Origin of the sequence: Promicromonospora citrea (assembly GCF_013004695.1) — a bacterium.
Classification (GTDB): domain Bacteria; phylum Actinomycetota; class Actinomycetes; order Actinomycetales; family Cellulomonadaceae; genus Promicromonospora; species Promicromonospora citrea.
The window spans coordinates 1-19,667 of sequence record NZ_JABEMG010000087.1 but is presented as its reverse complement, the minus strand read 5'-3'; the positions used below and the strand labels follow the sequence as shown (position 1 = coordinate 19,667).

Sequence of the window (19,667 nt, the reverse complement as noted above, 5' to 3'; positions counted from 1 at the left end):
CGCCGCGCGCGACGGCGGCGACGGATGGCGGCTCGGCGCCGCGCCTGCCGACGCCTGGGTCGAGCTCGACGACGACGTGCTCCGGGTGAGCCTGGTGCGCGGCGAGGTCCGTCGCGAGGGCGAGCCGCCGACGTCGTGCCGCGCGGCGGGGCCGGTGCCGGACGGGCCGCCCGGGCGGCTGACGGGGCAGTGCGTGCTGCAGGTCGACGGCGTCACGGCGCGGTTCGACCTCGACGTGCGCCCCTGGTGGGTCGAGGTCACCACGCGTGGCCACACGGTCCGGTTCACGCGGCCGGGGGCGACGCGCCCGGCGCGTGCCGAGCTGTCCGACGGCGTCGTGGTGGCCGCGATGCCGGGCTCGCTCGCCCGCGTCGAGGTGGCCGACGGCGACGCGGTGACCGCGGGCCGGACGCTCGGGGTGCTGGAGGCGATGAAGATGGAGCTCACGCTCGTGGCGCCGGCCGACGGCGTCGTGCGGGTGCGCGCCGCCGCGGGGGAGCAGGTCGCGGCGCGGCAGGTGCTGTTCGAGGTCGAGGCGGGGACCTCCGATGACTGAGCCCCGGCGTCCCCAGGTGGTGCCCGACCCGGCGCTGCCGGGCCGGGTCACGATCTACGAGGTGGGCCCGCGCGACGGCCTGCAGAACGAGGACGCGGTCGTCCCCGCCGCGGTCAAGGTCGGCCTGGTGGAGCGGCTGCTCGACGCCGGGCTGCCCGTCGTCGAGGCCACGAGCCTCGTGCACCCGCGCTGGGTGCCGCAGCTCGCCGACGCCGCCGAGGTGCTCGGCGCGCTCGTCGACCGGCTCGGCGACCGCGCCCGCGACCTGCCCGTGCTGGTGCCGAACGAGCGCGGCCTGGACCGCGCGGAGGAGCTGGGGCTGCGGCACGTCGCGGTGTTCGCCAGCGCCACGGAGTCGTTCGCGCGGCGCAACCTCAACCGCTCGCTGGACGAGCAGTACGCGATGTTCGAGCCGGTCGTCGCGCGGGCGCGGGCGGCGGGGATGCGCGTGCGGGCGTACGTGTCGATGTGCTTCGGCGACCCGTGGGAGGGGAACGTGCCGGTGCAGCAGGTCGTCGCCGCCGGGACGCGGCTCATGGACCTCGGCGCGCAGGAGCTGTCGCTCGGCGACACGATCGGCGTCGGCACGCCGGGGCACGTCGTCGCGCTGCTCGACGCGCTGAACGCGGCGGGCCTGCCGGACGACGTGCTCGCGCTGCACGCGCACGACACGTACGGACAGGCGCTGGCGAACGTCGCCGCGGCGCTCCGGCACGGGGTGACGACGTTCGACGCGGCGGCGGGCGGGCTCGGCGGCTGCCCGTACGCGGAGTCGGCGACGGGCAACCTCGCCACGGAGGACCTCGTGTGGATGCTCGACGGGCTCGGCGTCGAGACGGGGGTGTCGCTGCCGCGGCTGGTCGAGGCGAGCGCCTGGCTCGAGCCGCACCTGGACCACGAGCTGACGAGCCGCACGTACCGGGCGCTGCACGGGTGACGACGACGTGTGCCCGCGGCACGAAGTTCGCTGTGAGCAGCGGTGATGTGACGTCCGCGACGCCGTCGTCCACACCCGGGCGAACCGGCGTAGGGTCGTTCTCGTGACTGTGAAGATCGGGTACAAGGCGTCCGCAGAGCAGTTCGGTCCCCGCGAGCTCGTCGAGCTCGCCGTCCGCGTCGAGGAGGTGGGACTGGACAGCGCCATGGTCTCCGACCACTTCCTGCCGTGGCGGCACGAGGGCGGCCACGCGCCGTCGGCGCTCGCGTGGCTCGCGGCGGCGGGCGAGCGCACGTCCCGCATCCAGCTCGGCACGAGCGTGCTGACCCCGACGTTCCGCTACAACCCCGCGGTGATCGCGCAGCAGTTCGCGACGCTCGCGCTGCTCACCGACAACCGCGTCATCCTCGGCGTCGGCACGGGCGAGGCGCTCAACGAGACCGCCGTCTCGGGCCGCGAGTGGCCGGAGTTCAAGGAGCGGTTCGCCCGCCTGCGCGAGGCCGTGCGCCTCATGCGCGCGCTGTGGACCGAGGACACCGTCGACTTCGAGGGCGACTACTACACGCTGGTCGGCGCCACGATCTACGACCGGCCCGAGAACCCCGTCCCGGTGTACGTCGCGGCGGGCGGCCCCGTCGTCGCGAAGTACGCGGGCCGCGCGGGCGACGGGTTCATCTGCACCTCGGGCAAGGGCATGGACCTCTACACCGAGAAGCTGATCCCCGCCGTCACGGAGGGCGCCGCGGCGGCCGAGCGGGACGTCGCGGGCATCGACAAGATGATCGAGATCAAGATCTCCTACGACCGCGACGCCGACAAGGCCCTCGAGAACACGCGGTTCTGGGCTCCGCTGTCGCTCACGCCCGAGCAGAAGCACAGCGTCAACTCCGCCACCGAGATGGAGCGGCTCGCCGACGAGCTGCCGATCGAGCAGGTCGCCAAGCGCTGGATCGTCGCCTCCGACCCCGAGGAGGCCGTCGCGATGATCAAGCCCTACGTCGACGCCGGGCTCAACCACCTCGTGGTGCACGGCCCCGGCCACGACCAGGAGCGGTTCCTCACCCAGTTCGGCGAGGACGTGCTGCCGCGCCTGCGCGAGCTGTGACGCCCGGCGCGGCTCAGGGCGTGACCAGCCCCGTCTCGTAGGCGAGGATCACCAGCGCCGCGCGGTCGCGCGCGCCGAGCTTGGCCAGCAGGCGGCTCACGTAGGTGCGGGCGGTGGCCGGGCTGAGGTACAGCTCGCGGGCGATCTCGTCGTTCGTGAGCCCTCGGCCCAGCTCCCGCAGCACCTCGCGCTCCCGGTCGGTGAGGACCGCGAGCCGGTCCTCGCCGCCGGTGCGGGGCGCGGGGCCCGCGGCGACGGCGCGCAGCACCGTCGCCGTCACCGCCGGGTCGAGCAGCGCGTCGCCCGCCGCGACCACGCGGACCGCGCGCCGCAGGTCGGCCGGCGCCACGTCCTTGAGCAGGTAGCCCGCCGCGCCCGACCGGACGGCCTCGACCACGTGCTCGTCCTCGTCGAACGTGGTGAGCACGACGACGCGCGTACCGGCCAGCGCCGGGTCGGCCACGATCTCGCGCGTCGCGGCCAGCCCGTCGAGCACGGGCATGCGGATGTCCATGAGCACGACGTCGGGGCGCAGCTCGCGCACCCGGGCCAGGCCGGCGCGGCCGTCCGCGGCCTCCCCGACGACGGTGATGTCGCCGTCGCTCTCCGCCAGGGCACGCAGGCCCGCGCGCACGAGCTCCTGGTCGTCGACCAGCACGATCCGGATCATGGGTTCAGTCTGGCCTGTGTCAGTCGTCCAGCCGCGTCGGCAGGTCCGCGTGGACCACGAACCCGCCCTCCTGGTCGTCGTGCACCACGAGGCTGCCGCCGAGCAGGCTCGCGCGCTCGCGCATCCCCGAGATGCCGGACCCGGGCACCAGGCGCGGACCCGCGCCCCTCCCGTCGTCGGCCACGCGGACCAGGAGCCGGTCGCCCGCGACGTGCGCGGCGACCGTCACGCGCGTGGCCTCCGCGTGCCGCAGCACGTTCGTCAGCGACTCCTGCACGATGCGGTAGGCCGCGGCGTCCACCGCGCCGTCCAGCGCGCCGTCGGGCACGTCGAGCTCCACGCGCACCCGCAGGCCCGCGGCGCGCGCGGGCTCGGCCAGGACCTCGACCCCGGCCAGGCCCGTCGGCGACGTACCGGGAGCGGGCGACGTGGCGTCGACGGGGCCGCGCAGCACCCGCACCGTGGAGCGCAGGGCGTGCAGCGTGCCCGACGTCGCCTCCCGCACGTGCGCCAGCGCGCTGCGCGCCGCGTCGTCGTCGCGGCCCACCGCCTCGGCCGCCACGCCCGAGTGCAGCGCGATCACCGACAGGTCGTGGCCCACCATGTCGTGCAGGTCGCGCGCGATGCGCAGGCGCTCCGCGTGGAGCCGCTGCTCCGCGGCGCGCGCCTCGTGCTGCCGCGCCTCCCGGGACAGCCGCACCGCCACCCCCAGCGCGACCGCCGCCGCGGCGAGCGCGATGTTCGTCACCAGGTCGTACGGCGTGAGGTACTCCTCGGCGTCGTCGCCGGTCACGCGGTAGTACGTCGCGACCGCCACGAGCACCGCGCCGCCACCCACGGCCCAGCCGGTGCGCCGCACCTCGGCGGCCGAGTACAGCGCCGCGATCGCGGGCAGCGCCATGCCGATGGGCGCGAACCGCAACGCGTAGTAGACGAACACCGCCAGCACCGTGGCGACCACCATGACGCGCGGCAGCCGGCGCCGCAGCAGCACCAGCGCGCCGAAGCCCGCCGCGAAGAGGTAGGCACCCGGGCCGGCGTGCGCCGCCGCGTCCCGGTCCGCCGCGATGACGACGGCGACCACGAGCGCCATCGCGATCCCCAGCGCGACGTCGGTCACGCGCGGGTCGACGGTCCGGGGCCGCATGCTGCCCGTCTGATCAGCCACACCGTCACCCTACGGACCGCGCGCCCCTGAGGCATCAGCCCGCAGGAGTCAGGGTGGTGTCGCCCGGGGGCGACACCAGGAGACGATCCCGGGCCGATGTGGCGGGCAGGGGCCGCCAGGCACCGTCGTGGCATGACCTCACAGCACCTTCCCCAGAACGTCTCCGGCCCTGTCCCCGCCCCCGTCCCCTGGGGCGTCGTCGCCGGGCTGGCCGCCCTCTGCCTGCTCTGGCCCCTCACCGGGCTCACCGGGCTGCTGGGCACCGGGGCGCCACGCGCCCTCGTCATCCTCGGGCTCACCGCCGCCGTGTGGATCGGCGTCGTCGGCCTGGGCCGCGTGCCGCGGCCCGTGCTCACCCTCACCCTGACCGGCCTCGCCTACGGGCTGCTCGCCCACGCCGTCGCCCTCCTCTTCCCGGTGCTGACCGGATTCGGCGGTCCCGGCGGCGCCGGGGCGCCCGCGTGGACCCTCGTCCTCGCGCTCGCCATGGACGCCGGGTGGGGCGCCCTCGCGGGGCTCGTCGCCGCCGGCGTCCAGCGTCTGCGCGGGGTGCGGCGATGACGCCGGTGGTGCGCGGCCGGGCGGCCCGCCGGGCGGGGCTCGCCGGCGCCGCCGCCGTCGTGCTGGCGCTCGCGGGCTGCGCCCTCGTGCCGGGCTCGGTGAGCCCGGTGGACGAGGTCGCGTTCGACACCGAGCTGGCGATCCCGCCCCTGGCGGAGTCCCGGGTGGTCGACGGCACGCGGGTCTTCAGCCTCACCGCCCAGGAGGGCACGTCCGAGCTCGTGCCGGGCGTGCAGACCCGGACGTGGGGGTTCGACGGGCCCTACCTCGGCCCGACCCTGCGGGCGGAGCGCGGTGAGCGGGTCGCCGTCGAGGTGACCAACGACCTGCCCGAGCCCACGAGCGTGCACTGGCACGGCATGCACCTGCCCGCCGCGATGGACGGCGGCCCGCACCAGGAGGTCGCACCCGGCGAGACGTGGCGCCCGACGTGGCGCATCGACCAGCCCGCCGCGACCCTCTGGTACCACCCCCACCCGCACGGGCAGACGGAGAAGCACGTCTACCGGGGCCTCGCGGGCCTGTTCCTCCTGGACGACGACGCCTCCTCCGCCGCCGACCTGCCCCACACCTACGGCGTCGACGACGTGCCCGTGGTCGTCCAGGACAAGGTGCTCGACGACGACGGGCAGCTCGAGCTCGACGACGACGGCGAGGAGCCCGGCACGCTGGGCGACGTCGTCCTGACGAACGGCACGCGGGGCGCCTACCACGAGGTGACCAGCGAGCGGGTGCGGCTGCGCCTGCTCAACGGGTCGACGGCGCGCACCTACCAGCTCGGCTTCGAGGACCGCGAGATGGACCTCGTCGCCACCGACGGCGGGCTGCTCGACGCGCCCGTCCGGACCGACGACGTCCGGCTGGCGCCGGGTGAGCGCGCCGAGGTGGTGGTGCGCATGGAACCGGGCGAGACCACGCGCCTGCACTCGTTCGAGGCGGAGCTGGGCGGCGTCGTCGTGCCGTTCGCGATGGGCGGCAACGACGCGTTCGACGTGCTCGAGCTGCGCGCGGCCGACCGGCTCACGCCGTCGCCCGAGCCGGCCTGGTCGCCGTCGGCCCACGCGGAGGAGGACGCCCTGCACGCGCAGGACGCGTCCGTGACACGGACCTTCCAGCTCGACGACCGGCAGATCAACGGCCGGCGCATGGACCTGGGCCGCGTCGACGTGACCTCGACCGTCGGGGACACCGAGGTGTGGGAGGTGCGCAGCATCGTGCCGATGCCGCACAGCTTCCACGTGCACGACGTCCAGTTCCGCGTCCTGTCCGTCGACGGCGACCCGCCGCCGCCCGAGCTCGCCGGGCCCAAGGACACCGTGTACCTCGAGCCGCAGCGCACCTACCGGCTGCTCCTGCGGTTCGAGGACTACACCGACCCGGACATGCCCTACATGTTCCACTGCCACATGCTGTGGCACGAGGACCAGGGGATGATGGGCCAGTTCGTGGTCGTCGAGCCGGGGCAGGAGGCGGGCACGGTGCCGGCGCCGGAGCACGGTGCGGACCATGGTGCGGGGCACGGTGCGGGGCACGGTGCGGGCCACGGTGCGGGCCACGCCGACGACCACGGCGCGGACGCGCACGCGGGGCACCACTGAACGTGTGGCACGCTCGATGCGTGACTCGCACCCTCCCCACCCGCACCACGCACGTCCTGCTCGACCTCGACGGCACCCTCACCGACTCCGCGCCCGGCATCGTGGCGTCCCTGCGCGCCGGCTTCGCCGACGCCGGGTTCGCCGTGCCGTCGGACGAGGTGCTGCGGACGTTCGTCGGGCCGCCGCTCGGGGCGAGCATGGCGCGGGTCGGGCTCGCCGGGGCCGACGCCGAGGCCGCGATCGCCGCCTACCGGCGCGACTTCGAGGCGCGCGGGATGTTCGACAACTCCGTGTTCCCCGGCATCACCGACGCGCTCACCGAGCTCCGTGAGGCGGGCGCGACGCTGCTGGTCGCGACCGCCAAGCCCGAGAACTACGCGCGGCAGATCGTGGAGCACTTCGGCCTCGACGCCTACCTCGCCCGCGGGCTGGACGGGGTGCACGGCGCCGACCCGGAGGCGGTCCACGAGACGGCGGGCAAGGAGGTCGTGGTGGAGCGCGCGCTCGCCACGGCCGTCGCGCTCGGTGCCGAGCGCGGCCAGGTGGTCATGGTGGGCGACCGCGAGCACGACGTGCACGCGGCTGCCCACCACGGGCTGCCCACGGTGGGCGTGGCCTGGGGTTACGCCGAGCCGGGCGAGCTCGAGGCGGCGGGCGCGGCCGCGGTGGCGGCGACGCCCGCCGAGCTGCGCAAGCTGCTCACGAGTTGAGGCCCGGGTCGCCGAGGGCGGTCTCGAAGACGGCGCGGGAGCGCTCGTCCCGCACGACGAACCGCACCTCGCGGGGGCTGCCGTCGGGATGTCCGGCCAGCCACGCCCGGCACGCGGCGACGGCGATGCGGGCCACGTCCGTCATCGGCCAGCCGTAGGCGCCTCCGCTCACCGCGGGGAACGCGACGGACCGCACGTCGAGCAGTGCCGCGACGTCGAGCGACCGGGTGAAGCACGAGCCCAGCAGCGCCGGGTCGTCCTGGCCCCGGTGCAGGTTCGGGCCGACCGTGTGGATCACCCAGGAGGCGGGCAGGTCGAACGCCGGGGTGGCCACCGCGTCGCCCACGGCGAGGCCGTCCGGGTGGGTGGTCGCGCGCAGTCGGCGGCACGCCTCCAGCAGGCGCGGCCCGGCGGCGGCGTGCAGCGCGCCGTCCACGCCGCCCCCGCCGAGCAGGGTCGAGTTGGCGGCGTTGACGACGGCGTCGGCCTCGACGCGCGTGAGGTCGCCGACCTCGACGGTGAGGGTGCTCATGCGCCGACCTCCGACGTCTCGGCGCGCGGACCGGTCCCGGAGCCGGGGAGCACCATCCACGTGTAGCCGTCGTCGAGCGGCCGCCAGCCGTAGCGGGCGTACAGGCCCTCGGCGTCGGCCGTCGCCAGGGCCGTGCGCCGCAGGCCCAGCGGCTCGATGTCGGCGACGACGCCCTCCATGAGCAGCTTGCCGATGCCCTGACCGCGCAGCTCGGGGTCGACGATGACGTCGGCCAGCCATGCGAACGTCGCCCCGTCGGTCACGATGCGCGCGAACGCCACCTGCTCGCCCGTGGTCCGGCGGTAGACGCCGTACGGGCGCGATCCTGCGATCGCGGCGTCCATGACGTGCCGCGGACGGTCCTTCGCCCAGTACGTGTGCCGGGAGATGAGCTCGTGCACCCGGTCGGCGTCGATGCGCGCGGGGTCGGCGGAGAACTCGAAGGGCTGGTCGGTAATCATGAGGGGAGTCAACCACCCGATACCGACAGGCACCGCTCGTTCCTCCGTGCGGTCAGCCCGCCCGGAGGAACTCCGGGCGGATGACCTCGCGCAGCGCGGCCGTCACAGCATTCAGGTCGATGGCACCGGACGAGGGCTGTGACGCCAGGTCGAGGTGCTCGAGGATGGCTAGTCGAGCCATCGTCGAGACCGGGAGGTCTCGGTCGGTCGCGGCTGCGGCGAGGCGCTGGTACTGGGCGTCGGTGAGGCGGACGGAGAGGACACGCGGTGGCGGACCGTCACCACGCCGGCGCCCGACGGCGTCGTCGGGCAGTGCGTCGTGCCGGGTCGCCTCGGACTCCTCGCTGACCTCCGTCAGCAGCGCCTCGACGTTGATGTCACGGCTCATGGTGTGCTCCTCCTGGTCGCCGGTGTCTTTCGGCTCGTTCGTACCAACGCTGGTCGGTCTCGTTCGACTTCCACGCGTTCGCGCCCCACAGCGTGGCACCGTCGCGGACCGTGATGACGGTGATGAGGAAGCCCGCGCTGTCCGACCATCCGATCGTGCGATCGGACGCCCCTCTTCTGGACGCCGGGGTCGGGCCGGAAGATCACGGCGGCCGGATCGGCGTACGCTTCGTCGGCCCAGGCGGTCTCGATGTCAGTCTCGCCGGCCGACCCCTTCCTCGCTGACCTCGTACGGATGTAGTCCCCCCTGTGCTGCCAGTCAGGCAGCGTCTGCGGGAGGTTCTCCTCGCTCACGTAGTAGATCCTACTACACGTACCGCCGGCAGAACTCCCGCAACGGCCCCTCCGGCACGACCTCCAGCAGCTCGCGGTAGCGGGCCGCCGCCTCGTCGGTGCGGCCCGTGCGCCGGGCGAGGTCGGCGAGGGCGAGGCTCGCGTCGCGGGCGGCGTACGGCGGGCCGTCGGCGACCAGGTCCTCCAGCTCGCGCTCGACGGCCCGCAGGGCGTGCGCGCCGGTCAGGGCGACCCGCCCCCGCACGACGAGCCGGGCCACGCGCACGGCGGGCGCGGGCCAGACCTCCAGGAGCGCGTCGTACAGCTGCGCGAGCCGGTGCCAGTCGGTGCGGTCCGCCGACGGGGCCGTCGCGTGCACCCCGGAGATCGCGGCCTCGAGCGTGAACCGGCCCGGCCGGCTCGCCGTGCGGGCCACGGCCGCCGACGCGTCGTCGAGCCCCGCCGCGAGCAGGCGCCGGTCCCACGCCGACCGGTCGACCTCGTCGAGGGGCAGCGCGACGCCGTCGCGGACCCGGCCCGGGCGGCGGGCCAGACCGAGACGGCAGACGGCGCGCAGACCGAGCACCTCGGGATCGGCCGGGTAGCGGGCCGCGAGCGTCTCGGCGAGCGTGAGGGCGTCGCGCGCCGGGTCCTGGGTCGGGTCGGGCGGCTCGGGCGCCTCGCGCTGGCCCACGGTGAACAGGCCCGCGACGCACGCGAGCACCACGGGCAGGCGGGCGTCCCGGTCCGCGCCCTCCGGCACCGCGAACTCGCCGCGGGCGCGGGCGAGCGCCGACTTGGCGCGCGTGAGACGGGCGGCGGCCGTCGCGTCGGCGATGCCGAGGTGGGCGGCGATCTGCCGGGTCGTCAGGCCGCAGACGACCCGCATCGCGAGGACGAGCTGCGCCCCGGGGGCGAGGGCGTCGTCGCACGCGACGAAGAGCAGTGCGAGGCGGTCGTCGAGCTCGTCGTCGGGGGCCGAGGCGTCCACGGGCGCCACCTCCGGTCGGGCGAGCTGGTGCCGGATGCGGGTGAGCACCGCCTGGTGCCGTACGGCGTCGAGCCAGGAGCGACGACCGACCTGGATGCACCAGCCGACCAGGTCGGTGATCGCGCCGTCGGGCTGTGCCGCCGCGCGCGCGAAGGCCTCGGCGGCGCACTCCTCACCGTGGTCGAGGCTGCGCGTCGACGCCGCGAGCGCCCGCACCACCTGAGGCCAGGCGGTGCGGAACGCCGCGGGGTCGATCGGCACGGCGGTCCGGGGTCAGGAGCCGAAGCGCATGACCTTGCGCCACTCGACGACGTTGCCGCTCGGGACCATCGCGGCGATCCTGCGGGCGGTGGCCTCGTCGCACTCGACCTCGTAGTAGCCGGTGATCAGCTCGTTGGTGTCGGTGTAGGGCGCGTCGGTGTAGACCGGCTCGGCGCCGTCCCGCCCGGGCACCACCCAGCCGCCGTGCCGCGCGTTCTGCAGGGCGTTGCTCCCGGTGATCTTCACGCCGAGCTCCTCGACCGCCTCGGCGAACCGGTGGTGCGCGGCCATGTCGGGGTCGTCGGTCAGGTCGACGCCGCTGCCGGGCAGGTAGTCGTCCGAGTTCCAGTCGTTCTCGCGGATGAGGAAGATCCAGGTGTCGGTCATGTCGAGCTCCTTCTCACAGGGATGGTGACATGACGTGGACGTGCGAGCGACGCGGGATTCGACAGCCTCCCGGGAGCCGGTCAGCCGATCACCGCGACCGGGACCGGCAGCGGGGTGCCGGACCCGTCCCGCCGCTCGTCGACCGCGGGCAGGTCGACCGGCTGGCCGCCGGCACCCAGCGCCCGCGGGGGAGTGGGGCCGACCCACGCCAGGATGAGCCCGTCCTCGCCCTTGAGCAGGCGCTGCGAGCGCACGCCGCCGGTCGCGCGCCCCTTGCCCGGGTAGAGGGCGAACGGCGTCACCTTGCCGGCGCCGGGCTCGATGCCCGGCAGGGCGTCGCCCGCGCCCGCGATCGTCACGACGGAGGCGTCGGTGCCCGCGGGCACGGCGCCGAAGAAGACGGCGGCGCGGCCGTCGGCGAGCTTGATGCCGGCCATGCCGCCCGCGGCGCGGCCCTGCGGGCGCACGGCCGAGGCGGGGAAGTGCAGCAGCGACGAGTCGCTCGCGACGAAGACCAGCTCGTCGTCGTCGGCCACGGCGGCGGCACCGACCACGGAGTCGCCGTCCTTGAGAGAGATCACGGTCCACTCGTCGCCCTTGGCGGGGGCGTCGGACGGCGCGATGCGCTTGACGACGCCCTGGGCCGTGCCGAGGGCGACGGTCGGGGCGTCGGGACCGAGAGCGGTCACGGTCCGTACGGTCTCGCCGCGCTCGAGCTCGACGAGCTCGCTGACCGGGATGCCGCCGGACAGCGACGGCGCGCCGTCGGTCGGGGGCAGGGCGGGCAGGTCGAGCACGGAGATGCGCAGCATGCGGCCGGCCGAGGTCACGAGACCGACGTGCCCGCGGGTCGTGGCGGCGGCGTCGCCCCGCAGCGCGTCGTGCGCGGCGCGGTTGCCCTCGCGCGGCACGGGCACGTCGTCGGGCAGGCGGGCCAGCAGACCCGTGGCCGACAGGACGACACGGGTGGGCTGGTCCTTGATCTCGAGGTCGAGCGGCGCGACGGCGGCGCGGCGCCCGCCCGCCGCCGGGGCCGAGACGGAGCCGACCGAGCCGCCCGCGGAGTCGAGCAGCACGGTGCGGCGGGGCGTGCCGTACGTCTTGGCGACCTCGCCCATCTCGGTGCTGACCACGCGACGCAGCAGCTTCTCGTCGGCCAGGATCTGCTCGAGCTCGGCGATCTCGCGGCGCAGCTCCTCGGCCTCCTTCTCGAGCTCGATGCGCGAGAACTTGGTGAGGCGGCGCAGCTGCAGGTCGAGGATGTAGGACGCCTGCGGCTCGGACAGGTCGAAGATCTCGCGCAGGCGGTCGCGCGCGATCGACGCGTCGTCGGACGAGCGGATCACCTGGATGACCTCGTCGATGTCCACGATCGCGACGAGCAGGCCGTCCACGAGGTGCAGGCGCTCGTTGCGCTTGTCGAGGCGGTGCTGCGAGCGGCGGCGCACCACGGAGATGCGGTGGTCCACCCACACGCGCAGCAGCTCGACGAGGCCCAGCGTGCGCGGCTGGCCGTCGACGAGGGCCACGTTGTTGATGCCGAAGGAGTCCTCCAGCGGCGTGACGCGGTAGAGCTGCTCCAGCACGGCGTCGGGGTCGAACCCGGTCTTGACCTCGATCACCAGGCGCAGGCCGTGCGTGCGGTCGGTGAGGTCCTGCACGTTGGTGACGCCCTGGATGCGCTTGGCCTTCACGCCGTCGGCGATCTTCTCGATCACCTTCTCCGGCCCGACGAGGTAGGGCAGCTCCGTGATGACGATGCCCTTGCGGCGCGGCGTCACGTTCTCGACGCGCGCGGTGGCACGCGTGCGGAACGTGCCGCGGCCCGCGCGGTACGCGTCGCGCACGCCCTCCAGCCCGACGATCTTGCCGCCCGTCGGCAGGTCGGGGCCCGGGACGAACCGCTGGATGTCCTCGAGCGTCGCCTCGGGGTTCTTGATGAGGTGCTGGGCCGCCGCGACGACCTCGACCAGGTTGTGCGGCGCCATGTTGGTCGCCATGCCGACCGCGATGCCGGACGCGCCGTTGACCAGCAGGTTCGGGATCGCGGCGGGGAGGACCTCCGGCTGCGTCAGCTTGTTGTCGTAGTTCGGCACGAAGTCGACGACGTTCTCGTCGAGCCCCGTCGTCATCGCGAGGGACGGCGCGGCCAGGCGGGCCTCGGTGTAGCGGGGCGCCGCGGGGCCGTCGTCGAGCGAGCCGAAGTTGCCGTGGCCGTCCACGAGCGGCAGCCGCAGCGAGAAGTCCTGCGCGAGCCGCACGAGCGCGTCGTAGATGGGGGCGTCGCCGTGCGGGTGCAGCTTGCCCATCACCTCGCCGACGACGCGCGACGACTTCACGTGCGCGCGGTCGGGGCGCAGCCCCATGTCCGCCATCATGTAGAGGATGCGGCGCTGCACGGGCTTGAGGCCGTCGCGCGCGTCCGGCAGGGCGCGGGAGTAGATGACGGAGTAGGCGTACTCGAGGAACGAGGTCTCCATCTCCGAGGCGACGTCGATGTCCACGACCTTCTCGTGGATCTCGCTCTCGTCGAGCGGCTGCGACGGCTTGCGCGCCATGGTTCGTGAAGCTCCTGGGCTGTCTGGGTCTGACCGGGACAGGGCACACGGTACCCCGCCCCACCGACGCTCCCGGCGCGGCACCCCGCACGTCGCCGCAACAGCGGTCACGAGATCTTGACCGGACCTGCCACGGACGGGGAGTGCACCCCTCACCCGGCACCTGGCAGTATGGGCGCATGCCCGAGTCTCCGCTGGTCAGCAGGTCAGCCACCGTGCCGGGCTGGGCGGCCCGGGTGGGCCTCGCGTACGGCGTCGCCGGGCTCAGCGTGGTGCCCGTCCTGGTGCTCGGTGCGCTCGTCACGTGGTGGATGCAGTCGTGGGAGTGCGCCCGCCAGGAGTGGGGCTGCCTCGAGCAGGGCATCACCCTCTGGGCGGGGCTGGCGATCCTCGCCGCCGTGCTGCACATCGTCGTCGCCATGCGGGCCGGGCTGGGGGTCGTGCACGGGCTGGTCGTCGTGGCGGTGGCCGCCGTCGCCGCGAACATCGCGCCCGCGCTGGGCGCCTGGCTGCTGCTCGCCGTCGGCCCCGCCGTCGTCGCCATCCTCACCGCGTCGGGCCCCAGCAGGCGCCAGCGGCTCGTGCTCGTCGGCTTCGCGGTCATGCTGCTCGTCGGCACCGTCCTGGTGCGCTGACCGGCGCCGACCGCCCCGCCGGGCCTGCCGGTCGATAGCCTGGGCCCGTGGACCAGCCAGAGACCCTCGGCACGGTACGCCTGCCCTACCCGACCGGGTACCCGGTCGAGTGGGAGGCCGACGTGGTGCTGCGCGAGGGCTCCACCATCCAGGTCCGGCCCATCCGGCCCGAGGACGCCGACGCGCTCCAGCGCTTCCAGATGGCGCAGTCGGAACGGTCCACCTACCTGAGGTTCTTCGCGGCGCTCCAGCGCATCCCCGACCGCATGCTCCGGCAGCTCGTCACCGTCGACCACGTGCGCCGCACCGCGCTGGTCGCGGTGCGGCCGGCGGGCCCGGGCCGGGAGGAGGGGCCCGGGACGGAGGACATCGTCGGCGTCGCCCGCTACGACGTCATCGACGACCGCCCCGGCCGCCGCACCGCCGAGGTCGCGTTCAACGTCGCCGACGCCATCCAGGGCCAGGGCCTCGGGTCCGTGCTGCTCGAGCACATCGCGGCCGCCGCGCGGGAGCGGGGCGTGCACCGGTTCGTCGCCGAGGTGCTGCCCCAGAACCGCGCCATGCTGGGCGTCTTCCGTGAGGCCGGGTACGCCGTCGAGCAGCACGTGGACGACGGCGTGGTGACCGTCTCGGTGGACCTCGACCCGACCGACCGCTCGCGCGAGGTCATGGCCGACCGCGAGCACCGCAGCGAGGCGCGCTCGATGCAGGGCCTGCTCTCGGCGCGGCGCGTCCTGCTCGTCGGTCCGGCGGCCCCCCGGGTCGGCGACCTCACCGTCGAGGACCTCCAGGCCGCGCGGGTCCGCGAGGCCCACGCCGCCGACCCGGGGGACACCGAGCTCGTCGTGCTCGGCGAGGACGTCACGTGGGCGGACCTCTCCGCCGCCGGCCGCGCGGACCCGGCGATCGACCTCGCCGTCGTCGCCGCGCCGCCCGACGAGGTGATCGACGCGGTGCGCCGGCTGCACGGCACGGGTGCCCGCGGGGTCGTCGTGCTCTCGGCGGGCTGGGCCGAGGCGGGGCCGGACGGCGTCGCGCGCCGTCGCGAGCTGCTGCGCACCGCGCACGCCGAGGGCATGCGCGTGGTGGGCCCCGCGAGCTACGGCCTGCTCACCACGGTCCCGGACGCCGGGCTGCGCGCGAGCCTCGCGCCGACCGCGCCGCGGCCGGGCCGGGTCGGGCTGTTCGCGCAGAGCGCGCCCGCGACGGTCACGGCGCTGGAGACGGTCAAGCGCCGCCGGCTCGGCCTGTCCACGCTGGTCTCGGCCGGGCACCGCGCGGACGTCTCGGGCAACGACGTCATGCAGTACTGGCAGGACGACCCCCACACGGACGTCGTGTGCCTCTACCTCGAGACCCTCGGCAACCCGCGCAAGTTCTCGCGCATCGCCCGGCGGCTCGCGCAGGTCAAGCCGGTCGTCGTCGTGGTGGCGGGCAGGCACGGGCGCGTGGTGCCGCCCGGGCACGCCGTGCGCACCACGCGCGCGCCCCGGCGGATGCTCGACGAGGTGCTGCGCCAGTCCGGCGTCATCCGCGCGGAGAACACCCACCAGCTCATGGACGTGGCCCAGGTGCTGGCCCACCAGCCGTTGCCCGCGGGCGGCCGGGTCGGCATCCTGGCGGGCTCGCCCTCGCTCGCCGCCCTGGTGACCGACGCCGTCGCCGCGGCCGGCCTGACCGTCGGTGCCGCCGAGTCCCTGTCGGCCGGCGCGCCCGACGACGAGATCACCGCCGTCGTCGACGCCCTCTACGCCCCGGGCGCGTGCGACGCCGTCGTCGTGGTCTCCGTCCCCGTCGTGCTGCCGCGCACCGCGGCGATCGCGCGCGCCGTCGCCGAGGCCGCCGCGCGCACCGGGCGCACCACCGTGGTCAGCGCGCTCGGCCTGCACGGCCTGCCCGACGAGCTCGCGTCCGGTGACGTGCGCGTCCCCGCCTTCTCGACGCCCGAGGACGCCGTCACCGCCCTGGGCCAGGTCGTCCGCTACGCGCAGTGGCGCACCCAGGACCACGGCACGCCCGTCCGCCCGCCGCTGCGCGAGGGGATGTCCGACGGCGCCGCGCGCGCCCAGGCGCGCACCCTCGTCGAGTCGCGGCTCGCCGCGGCGGTGCGGGACGGTGGGCAGGACGGTGGGCAGGACGACCCGCACGACGGCGTGACCCTCGACCAGGACGCCACCGCGGAGCTGCTCGCGTGCTACGGGGTGCGGCTGTGGCGCTCGGTCAGCGTGCGCACGCCCGACGAGGCGGTCGCCGCGGCGCGGGAGCTCGGCTGGCCGGTCGCGCTCAAGATCGCCGCGCCCGCCCTGCGCCACCGCGCCGACCTCGGCGGCGTGCGCCTCGACATCGACGACGCCGACGAGCTGCGCGAGGACGCCGAGCAGATGCTCGCCGCCGCGTCGGCCCTCCTGCCCGCGCCCGACCCCGTGCTCGAGGTGCAGGCCATGGCCCCCGCAGGGGTCGCGTGCGTGGTGCGGTCCGTCGAGGACGAGCTGTTCGGGCCGGTCCTGTCCTTCGGCCTGGCGGGGGACGCGGTCGACCTGCTCGACGACGTCACGCACGGCGTGCCGCCGCTGACCGACGTCGACGTCGGGCGCATGGTGCGCGGCGTGCGGGCCGCGCCACGGCTCTTCGGCTACCAGGGCGCGCCCGGGGCCGACGTCGCGGCGCTCGAGGACGTGCTCGCGCGCGTGTCCGTCATGGCCGAGGACCTGCCGGAGCTCGCCTCGCTCGAGCTCTACCCCGTCGTCGTGGCCGAGCACGGCGCGTCGGTGCTGCACGCGACGGTCCGGCTGCGGCCCGCCGAGCGCCGCACCGACGCACCGCGCCGGGCCCTGCAGGTCTGAGCGGGCGACATCGTCCACAACCCCCTCGCCCGGCTAACGGCGAGCGGTCGGATCGTGGGAGGATTCTGCCCGTGCCCCATGCCCCTACCGATGCTCGTGCAGACCTGACCGCCCACCTCCACCGGGCCGGCTACTACCCGGAGCTCGTCGCGGACGTGCTCGACGTGGCGCTGGCCGACGAGGAGGTGGTCTCCCACCTCGTGCAGGCGGAGACCACGTTCGACTCGGAGGTGCGCAGGCACCTGACCGTCCTGGTGCTCACGCCGACCCGGCTCGTGACGGCGCACGTGGACGACCACGCGGGCGCCGACCCCGCGGCGCCGGCGTCGGCGTCGGCCACGACGGAGGTCGTCCCGCTGCGCGAGATCCGCTCCGTCGCGCTCACGCACGTCATCGCGGAGCCCGAGCGCTACCCGCGCGGCGGCGCGACCCGCGAGGTCACGCTCGCGATCGGCTGGGGAGCGGTCTCGCGCGTCGACCTGGAGCCCGCCACGTGCGTCGACCCGGGCTGCACCGCCGACCACGGCCTCACCGGCCAGGTCACCCCGGACGACGTCGTGGTGCGCGTGTCCGGGGAGGCGGAGGGCGACGCCGCCGTCCGCTCCGCCGTCGACTTCGCCCGTGCGCTGTCCCGGGCCACGGCTGCGTGAGCGCACCGGACCTGCCCGCCGGCCTGGTCGCGCCGACCTACGACACGACGAGCCTCGCCGCGGTGCTGCCCGCCGTCGCGGGCGCCCTCGGTCACGAGCTGACGACGGCGACGGGCCTGTCCGCGTCCGGCAGCCGGGCGGCGCTCGGCCTGCCCGACGCCGAGCGCGCCGTCGTGGTGCTCGTCGACGGCCTCGGCCTGCGCAACCTCGCCGAGCGCGGCGGCCACGCCCCGTTCCTGCGCTCCCTCCTCGCCGAGCGGGGTACCGACGCGGCCACGCTCACCTCGAGCTTCCCGTCGACGACGGCGGCCGGCCTGAGCATCCTCGGCACCGGGACGGCCCCCGGCCGCACGGGCATGCTCGGCTACACGCAGCGCGACACCGCGACCGGCCGGCTGGCCGCCGTCGTGCAGTGGAAGGACCTCGGCGACCCCGCCGACGTGCAGCGCGAGCCCACGGTGCTCGAGACCCTCGCGGGCGCCGGCGTGCGCGTCACGGCGCCCGGGCCGCGCAAGTTCGCGGGGTCCGGCATGTCCCAGGCCGCGCTGCGCGGCCCCGCCCACGTGGCCGCCGAGACGTTCGAGCAGCGCGTCGACGCGACGGCCGCCGCGCTGCGCGGCCCCGGGCCGGAGCGGCGGCTCGTGTACCTGTACCAGGGTGACGTCGACAAGACGGGGCACGGGTTCGGCTGGGACGCGTGGCAGTGGGGCGACGCGCTCGAGGCCACCGACCGGGAGCTGCGCCGCCTGCTGCGCAGCGTCCCCCGCGGGACGCTCGTCGTGGTCACCGCCGACCACGGGCAGATCCGGGCCGACCTCGGTACGCAGTGGGACGTCGCGACCGACCCGGAGCTCGGCGCCGGTGTCGCGCTGGTGGGCGGCGAGCCGCGGGCGCTGCACGTCTACACCGCTCCCGACGCCGACCCCGCCGACGTGGCGGGACGCTGGGCGGACCGGCTCGGCGACCACGCCGTCGTGCGGCTGCGCGACCAGGCCGTGGCCGCCGGCTGGTTCGGTCCCGTCGCGGAGCACGTGCTGCCCGCCGTCGGCGACGTCGTGGTCGCGATGACGGGCGCCGCGACCGTCGTCGACTCCCGTGTGCACTCGCCCGCCGCGCGCGCCCTGCCCGGCGTGCACGGCTCCCTGACCCCGCACGAGATGCTCGTGCCCTTCCTCGTGGCCGTCGCCTAAGGAGCCCCGCCGTGGCCGAGCTCGTCTTCTTCTCCGGGACCATGGACTCCGGCAAGTCCACCCTCGCCCTCCAGACCGACCACAACTACCGCGCCCGCGGCCGTGAGGGGCTGATCTTCAGCCGGGGCGACCGCGCGGGCGCCGCGACGGTCTCGAGCCGCCTCGGCCTGGCCGTCGCGGCGCGCGAGGTCACGGACGACACCGACCTCTGGGCGGAGATCGCAGGCCTCCGGTCCGCGGGCCAGGCCGTCGACTACCTCGTGTGCGACGAGGCGCAGTTCTACTCGCCCGAGCAGGTCGAGCAGCTCGCCCGGCTCGTCGACGAGATGGAGATCGACATCTTCGCGTTCGGCATCACGACCGACTTCCGCACGCGGCTGTTCCCCGGCTCCGCGCGCCTCATCGAGCTCGCGGACCGCATCGAGGTGCTGCAGGTGCAGTCGCTGTGCTGGTGCGGCGCGCGCGCCACCCACAACGCACGCACCGTCGACGGCGTCATGGTCACGGAGGGCGAGCAGGTCGTCATCGGCGACGTCGGCGACCGTGAGCCCGCCGAGGTGGCCTACGAGGTGCTGTGCCGCAGGCACCACATGCGGCGCATGACGGCGCTCACGGCGCGGCGCCGGTCGGCGCAGGACTCGCTCTGGGGCTAGACCTACAGCTCCGGTCGTGAGCCGAACACGATCTCGTCCCAGCTCGGCACCTGCGCACGCGACTTGCGGCCCTTCTTGGCCGGACGCTTCGACGGCGCCTGCTCGGCGGGCGGCCGCTCGGGCGGTGCGTCGACGACGGGGGCGTCCGCGGCGGCAGGGTCGGCCGGCGATCCGGTCCCGTGGTCCGAGCCGGTGCCCGAAGCCGCCACCGAGGCCGGTGCCGCGCCGTCCGGCCGGGCACCGGCCGTGCGGTCCTCGTCCGTCAGGGCGCCGTCCAGCCGGGCACCGTCCTGCCGGGCGCCGTCCGTGCGCGCCGCGTCCTGCCGCGCCGCGGGCCCGGGGATCTCCCACGTGCTCGGGGCCTCCCACTCGAGGTCGGCGGGGGAGTCCGGCACGCGGACCGGCGGCATGGCGGCCCGGGAGCTCCCGCGTCGCGCGCCCAGGTCGACGACGGACGCCGACTGCTCGCCGGGGCCCGCCT

19 protein-coding genes and 1 pseudogene are annotated in these 19,667 nt (G+C 75.4%); 11 read left to right on the top strand and 9 right to left on the bottom strand.

Features of this window, described 5'->3' with window-relative positions; genetic code table 11:
* The 3 genes from HLB15_RS16030 to fgd form a co-directional block, all read left to right on the top strand.
* The coding region (locus tag HLB15_RS16030) for an acyl-CoA carboxylase biotin carboxyl carrier protein subunit (RefSeq protein ID WP_283243420.1) at positions 1-556 on the top strand (556 nt) is incomplete at its 5' end.
* Complete coding sequence (locus tag HLB15_RS16025; protein ID WP_171106766.1) at positions 549-1,493, top strand: hydroxymethylglutaryl-CoA lyase; 945 nt, start codon at positions 549-551, stop codon at positions 1,491-1,493. The genes HLB15_RS16030 and HLB15_RS16025, both read left to right, overlap by 8 nt.
* A 103-nt stretch (positions 1,494-1,596) precedes the next feature.
* A complete protein-coding gene (gene fgd, locus HLB15_RS16020) occupies positions 1,597-2,598 on the top strand; it encodes a glucose-6-phosphate dehydrogenase (coenzyme-F420) (protein ID WP_171106765.1) in 1,002 nt (333 codons plus the stop codon).
* 13 nt (positions 2,599-2,611) lie between these two features.
* On the opposite strand, the gene HLB15_RS16015 is transcribed toward fgd, so the two are convergent.
* Positions 2,612-3,268, bottom strand: coding sequence for a response regulator (locus HLB15_RS16015; RefSeq protein WP_171106764.1), 657 nt, complete (start codon positions 3,266-3,268; stop codon positions 2,612-2,614).
* A gap of 19 nt (positions 3,269-3,287) precedes the next feature.
* Positions 3,288-4,436 (bottom strand): sensor histidine kinase, encoded by a 1,149-nt coding sequence (locus HLB15_RS16010; RefSeq protein ID WP_229785257.1) that lies wholly within the window; start codon positions 4,434-4,436, stop codon positions 3,288-3,290.
* Positions 4,437-4,568: 132 nt separating this feature from the next.
* Here HLB15_RS16010 and HLB15_RS16005 point away from each other — a divergent pair, with 132 nt between their 5' ends.
* From HLB15_RS16005 to HLB15_RS15995, 3 genes are read left to right on the top strand one after another with little or no spacing between them, the layout of a single operon-like run.
* Positions 4,569-4,997, top strand: a complete 429-nt coding sequence (locus tag HLB15_RS16005) for a hypothetical protein (protein WP_171106763.1) — start codon at positions 4,569-4,571, stop codon at positions 4,995-4,997.
* Positions 4,994-6,595 carry a multicopper oxidase family protein gene (locus HLB15_RS16000; RefSeq protein ID WP_171106762.1) on the top strand — a complete coding sequence of 534 codons (1,602 nt, stop codon included), beginning with the start codon at positions 4,994-4,996 and terminating at the stop codon, positions 6,593-6,595. The genes HLB15_RS16005 and HLB15_RS16000 overlap by 4 nt, the downstream gene beginning before the upstream one ends.
* Before the next feature lie 20 nt (positions 6,596-6,615).
* On the top strand, positions 6,616-7,305 hold the full coding sequence (locus HLB15_RS15995) for an HAD hydrolase-like protein (RefSeq protein ID WP_171106761.1): 690 nt from the start codon (positions 6,616-6,618) through the stop codon (positions 7,303-7,305).
* Here HLB15_RS15995 and HLB15_RS15990 read toward each other — a convergent pair.
* The 6 genes from HLB15_RS15990 to HLB15_RS15965 form a co-directional block, all read right to left on the bottom strand.
* The gene (locus HLB15_RS15990; RefSeq protein ID WP_171106760.1) at positions 7,295-7,837 is read right to left on the bottom strand and encodes an O-acetyl-ADP-ribose deacetylase; all 543 of its coding nucleotides are present in this window, start codon (positions 7,835-7,837) and stop codon (positions 7,295-7,297) included. The two genes, HLB15_RS15995 and HLB15_RS15990, sit on opposite strands and share 11 nt — an antisense overlap.
* Positions 7,834-8,298, bottom strand: coding sequence for a GNAT family N-acetyltransferase (locus HLB15_RS15985; RefSeq protein WP_171106759.1), 465 nt, complete (start codon positions 8,296-8,298; stop codon positions 7,834-7,836). The genes HLB15_RS15990 and HLB15_RS15985 overlap by 4 nt, the downstream gene beginning before the upstream one ends.
* A gap of 52 nt (positions 8,299-8,350) precedes the next feature.
* Positions 8,351-8,686 carry a hypothetical protein gene (locus HLB15_RS15980; protein ID WP_171106758.1) on the bottom strand — a complete coding sequence of 112 codons (336 nt, stop codon included), beginning with the start codon at positions 8,684-8,686 and terminating at the stop codon, positions 8,351-8,353.
* 366 nt (positions 8,687-9,052) lie between these two features.
* Positions 9,053-10,270, bottom strand: coding sequence for a DUF6596 domain-containing protein (locus HLB15_RS15975; RefSeq protein ID WP_171106757.1), 1,218 nt, complete (start codon positions 10,268-10,270; stop codon positions 9,053-9,055).
* 12 nt (positions 10,271-10,282) lie between these two features.
* The gene (locus HLB15_RS15970; RefSeq protein WP_171106756.1) at positions 10,283-10,657 is read right to left on the bottom strand and encodes a YciI family protein; all 375 of its coding nucleotides are present in this window, start codon (positions 10,655-10,657) and stop codon (positions 10,283-10,285) included.
* An 80-nt stretch (positions 10,658-10,737) separates the two neighbouring features.
* On the bottom strand, positions 10,738-13,215 hold the full coding sequence (locus HLB15_RS15965) for a DNA gyrase/topoisomerase IV subunit A (RefSeq protein ID WP_171106755.1): 2,478 nt from the start codon (positions 13,213-13,215) through the stop codon (positions 10,738-10,740).
* Between the two features lie 179 nt (positions 13,216-13,394).
* On the opposite strand from HLB15_RS15965, the gene HLB15_RS15960 reads away from it, so the two are divergent.
* The 5 genes from HLB15_RS15960 (at position 13,395) to HLB15_RS15940 (ending at position 19,186) form a co-directional block, all read left to right on the top strand.
* Positions 13,395-13,850: a hypothetical protein gene (locus HLB15_RS15960; protein WP_171106754.1), complete on the top strand. Its 456-nt coding sequence runs from the start codon at positions 13,395-13,397 to the stop codon at positions 13,848-13,850.
* 47 nt (positions 13,851-13,897) lie between these two features.
* Complete coding sequence (locus HLB15_RS15955; RefSeq protein WP_229785259.1) at positions 13,898-16,693, top strand: GNAT family N-acetyltransferase; 2,796 nt, start codon at positions 13,898-13,900, stop codon at positions 16,691-16,693.
* A 71-nt stretch (positions 16,694-16,764) separates the two neighbouring features.
* Entirely contained in the window at positions 16,765-17,343 is a 579-nt protein-coding gene (locus HLB15_RS15950; protein ID WP_171106753.1) for a DUF5998 family protein, read from the top strand.
* Positions 17,340-18,533, top strand: a complete 1,194-nt coding sequence (locus HLB15_RS15945) for an alkaline phosphatase family protein (RefSeq protein ID WP_171106752.1) — start codon at positions 17,340-17,342, stop codon at positions 18,531-18,533. Before HLB15_RS15950 ends, HLB15_RS15945 begins: the two co-directional genes overlap by 4 nt.
* 11 nt (positions 18,534-18,544) lie before the next feature.
* Positions 18,545-19,186 carry a thymidine kinase gene (locus HLB15_RS15940; RefSeq protein WP_171106751.1) on the top strand — a complete coding sequence of 214 codons (642 nt, stop codon included), beginning with the start codon at positions 18,545-18,547 and terminating at the stop codon, positions 19,184-19,186.
* 2 nt (positions 19,187-19,188) lie between these two features.
* On the opposite strand, the pseudogene HLB15_RS15935 reads toward HLB15_RS15940, so the two are convergent.
* Positions 19,189-19,667 (bottom strand): annotated as a pseudogene (locus HLB15_RS15935) (hypothetical protein); the annotation flags it as partial.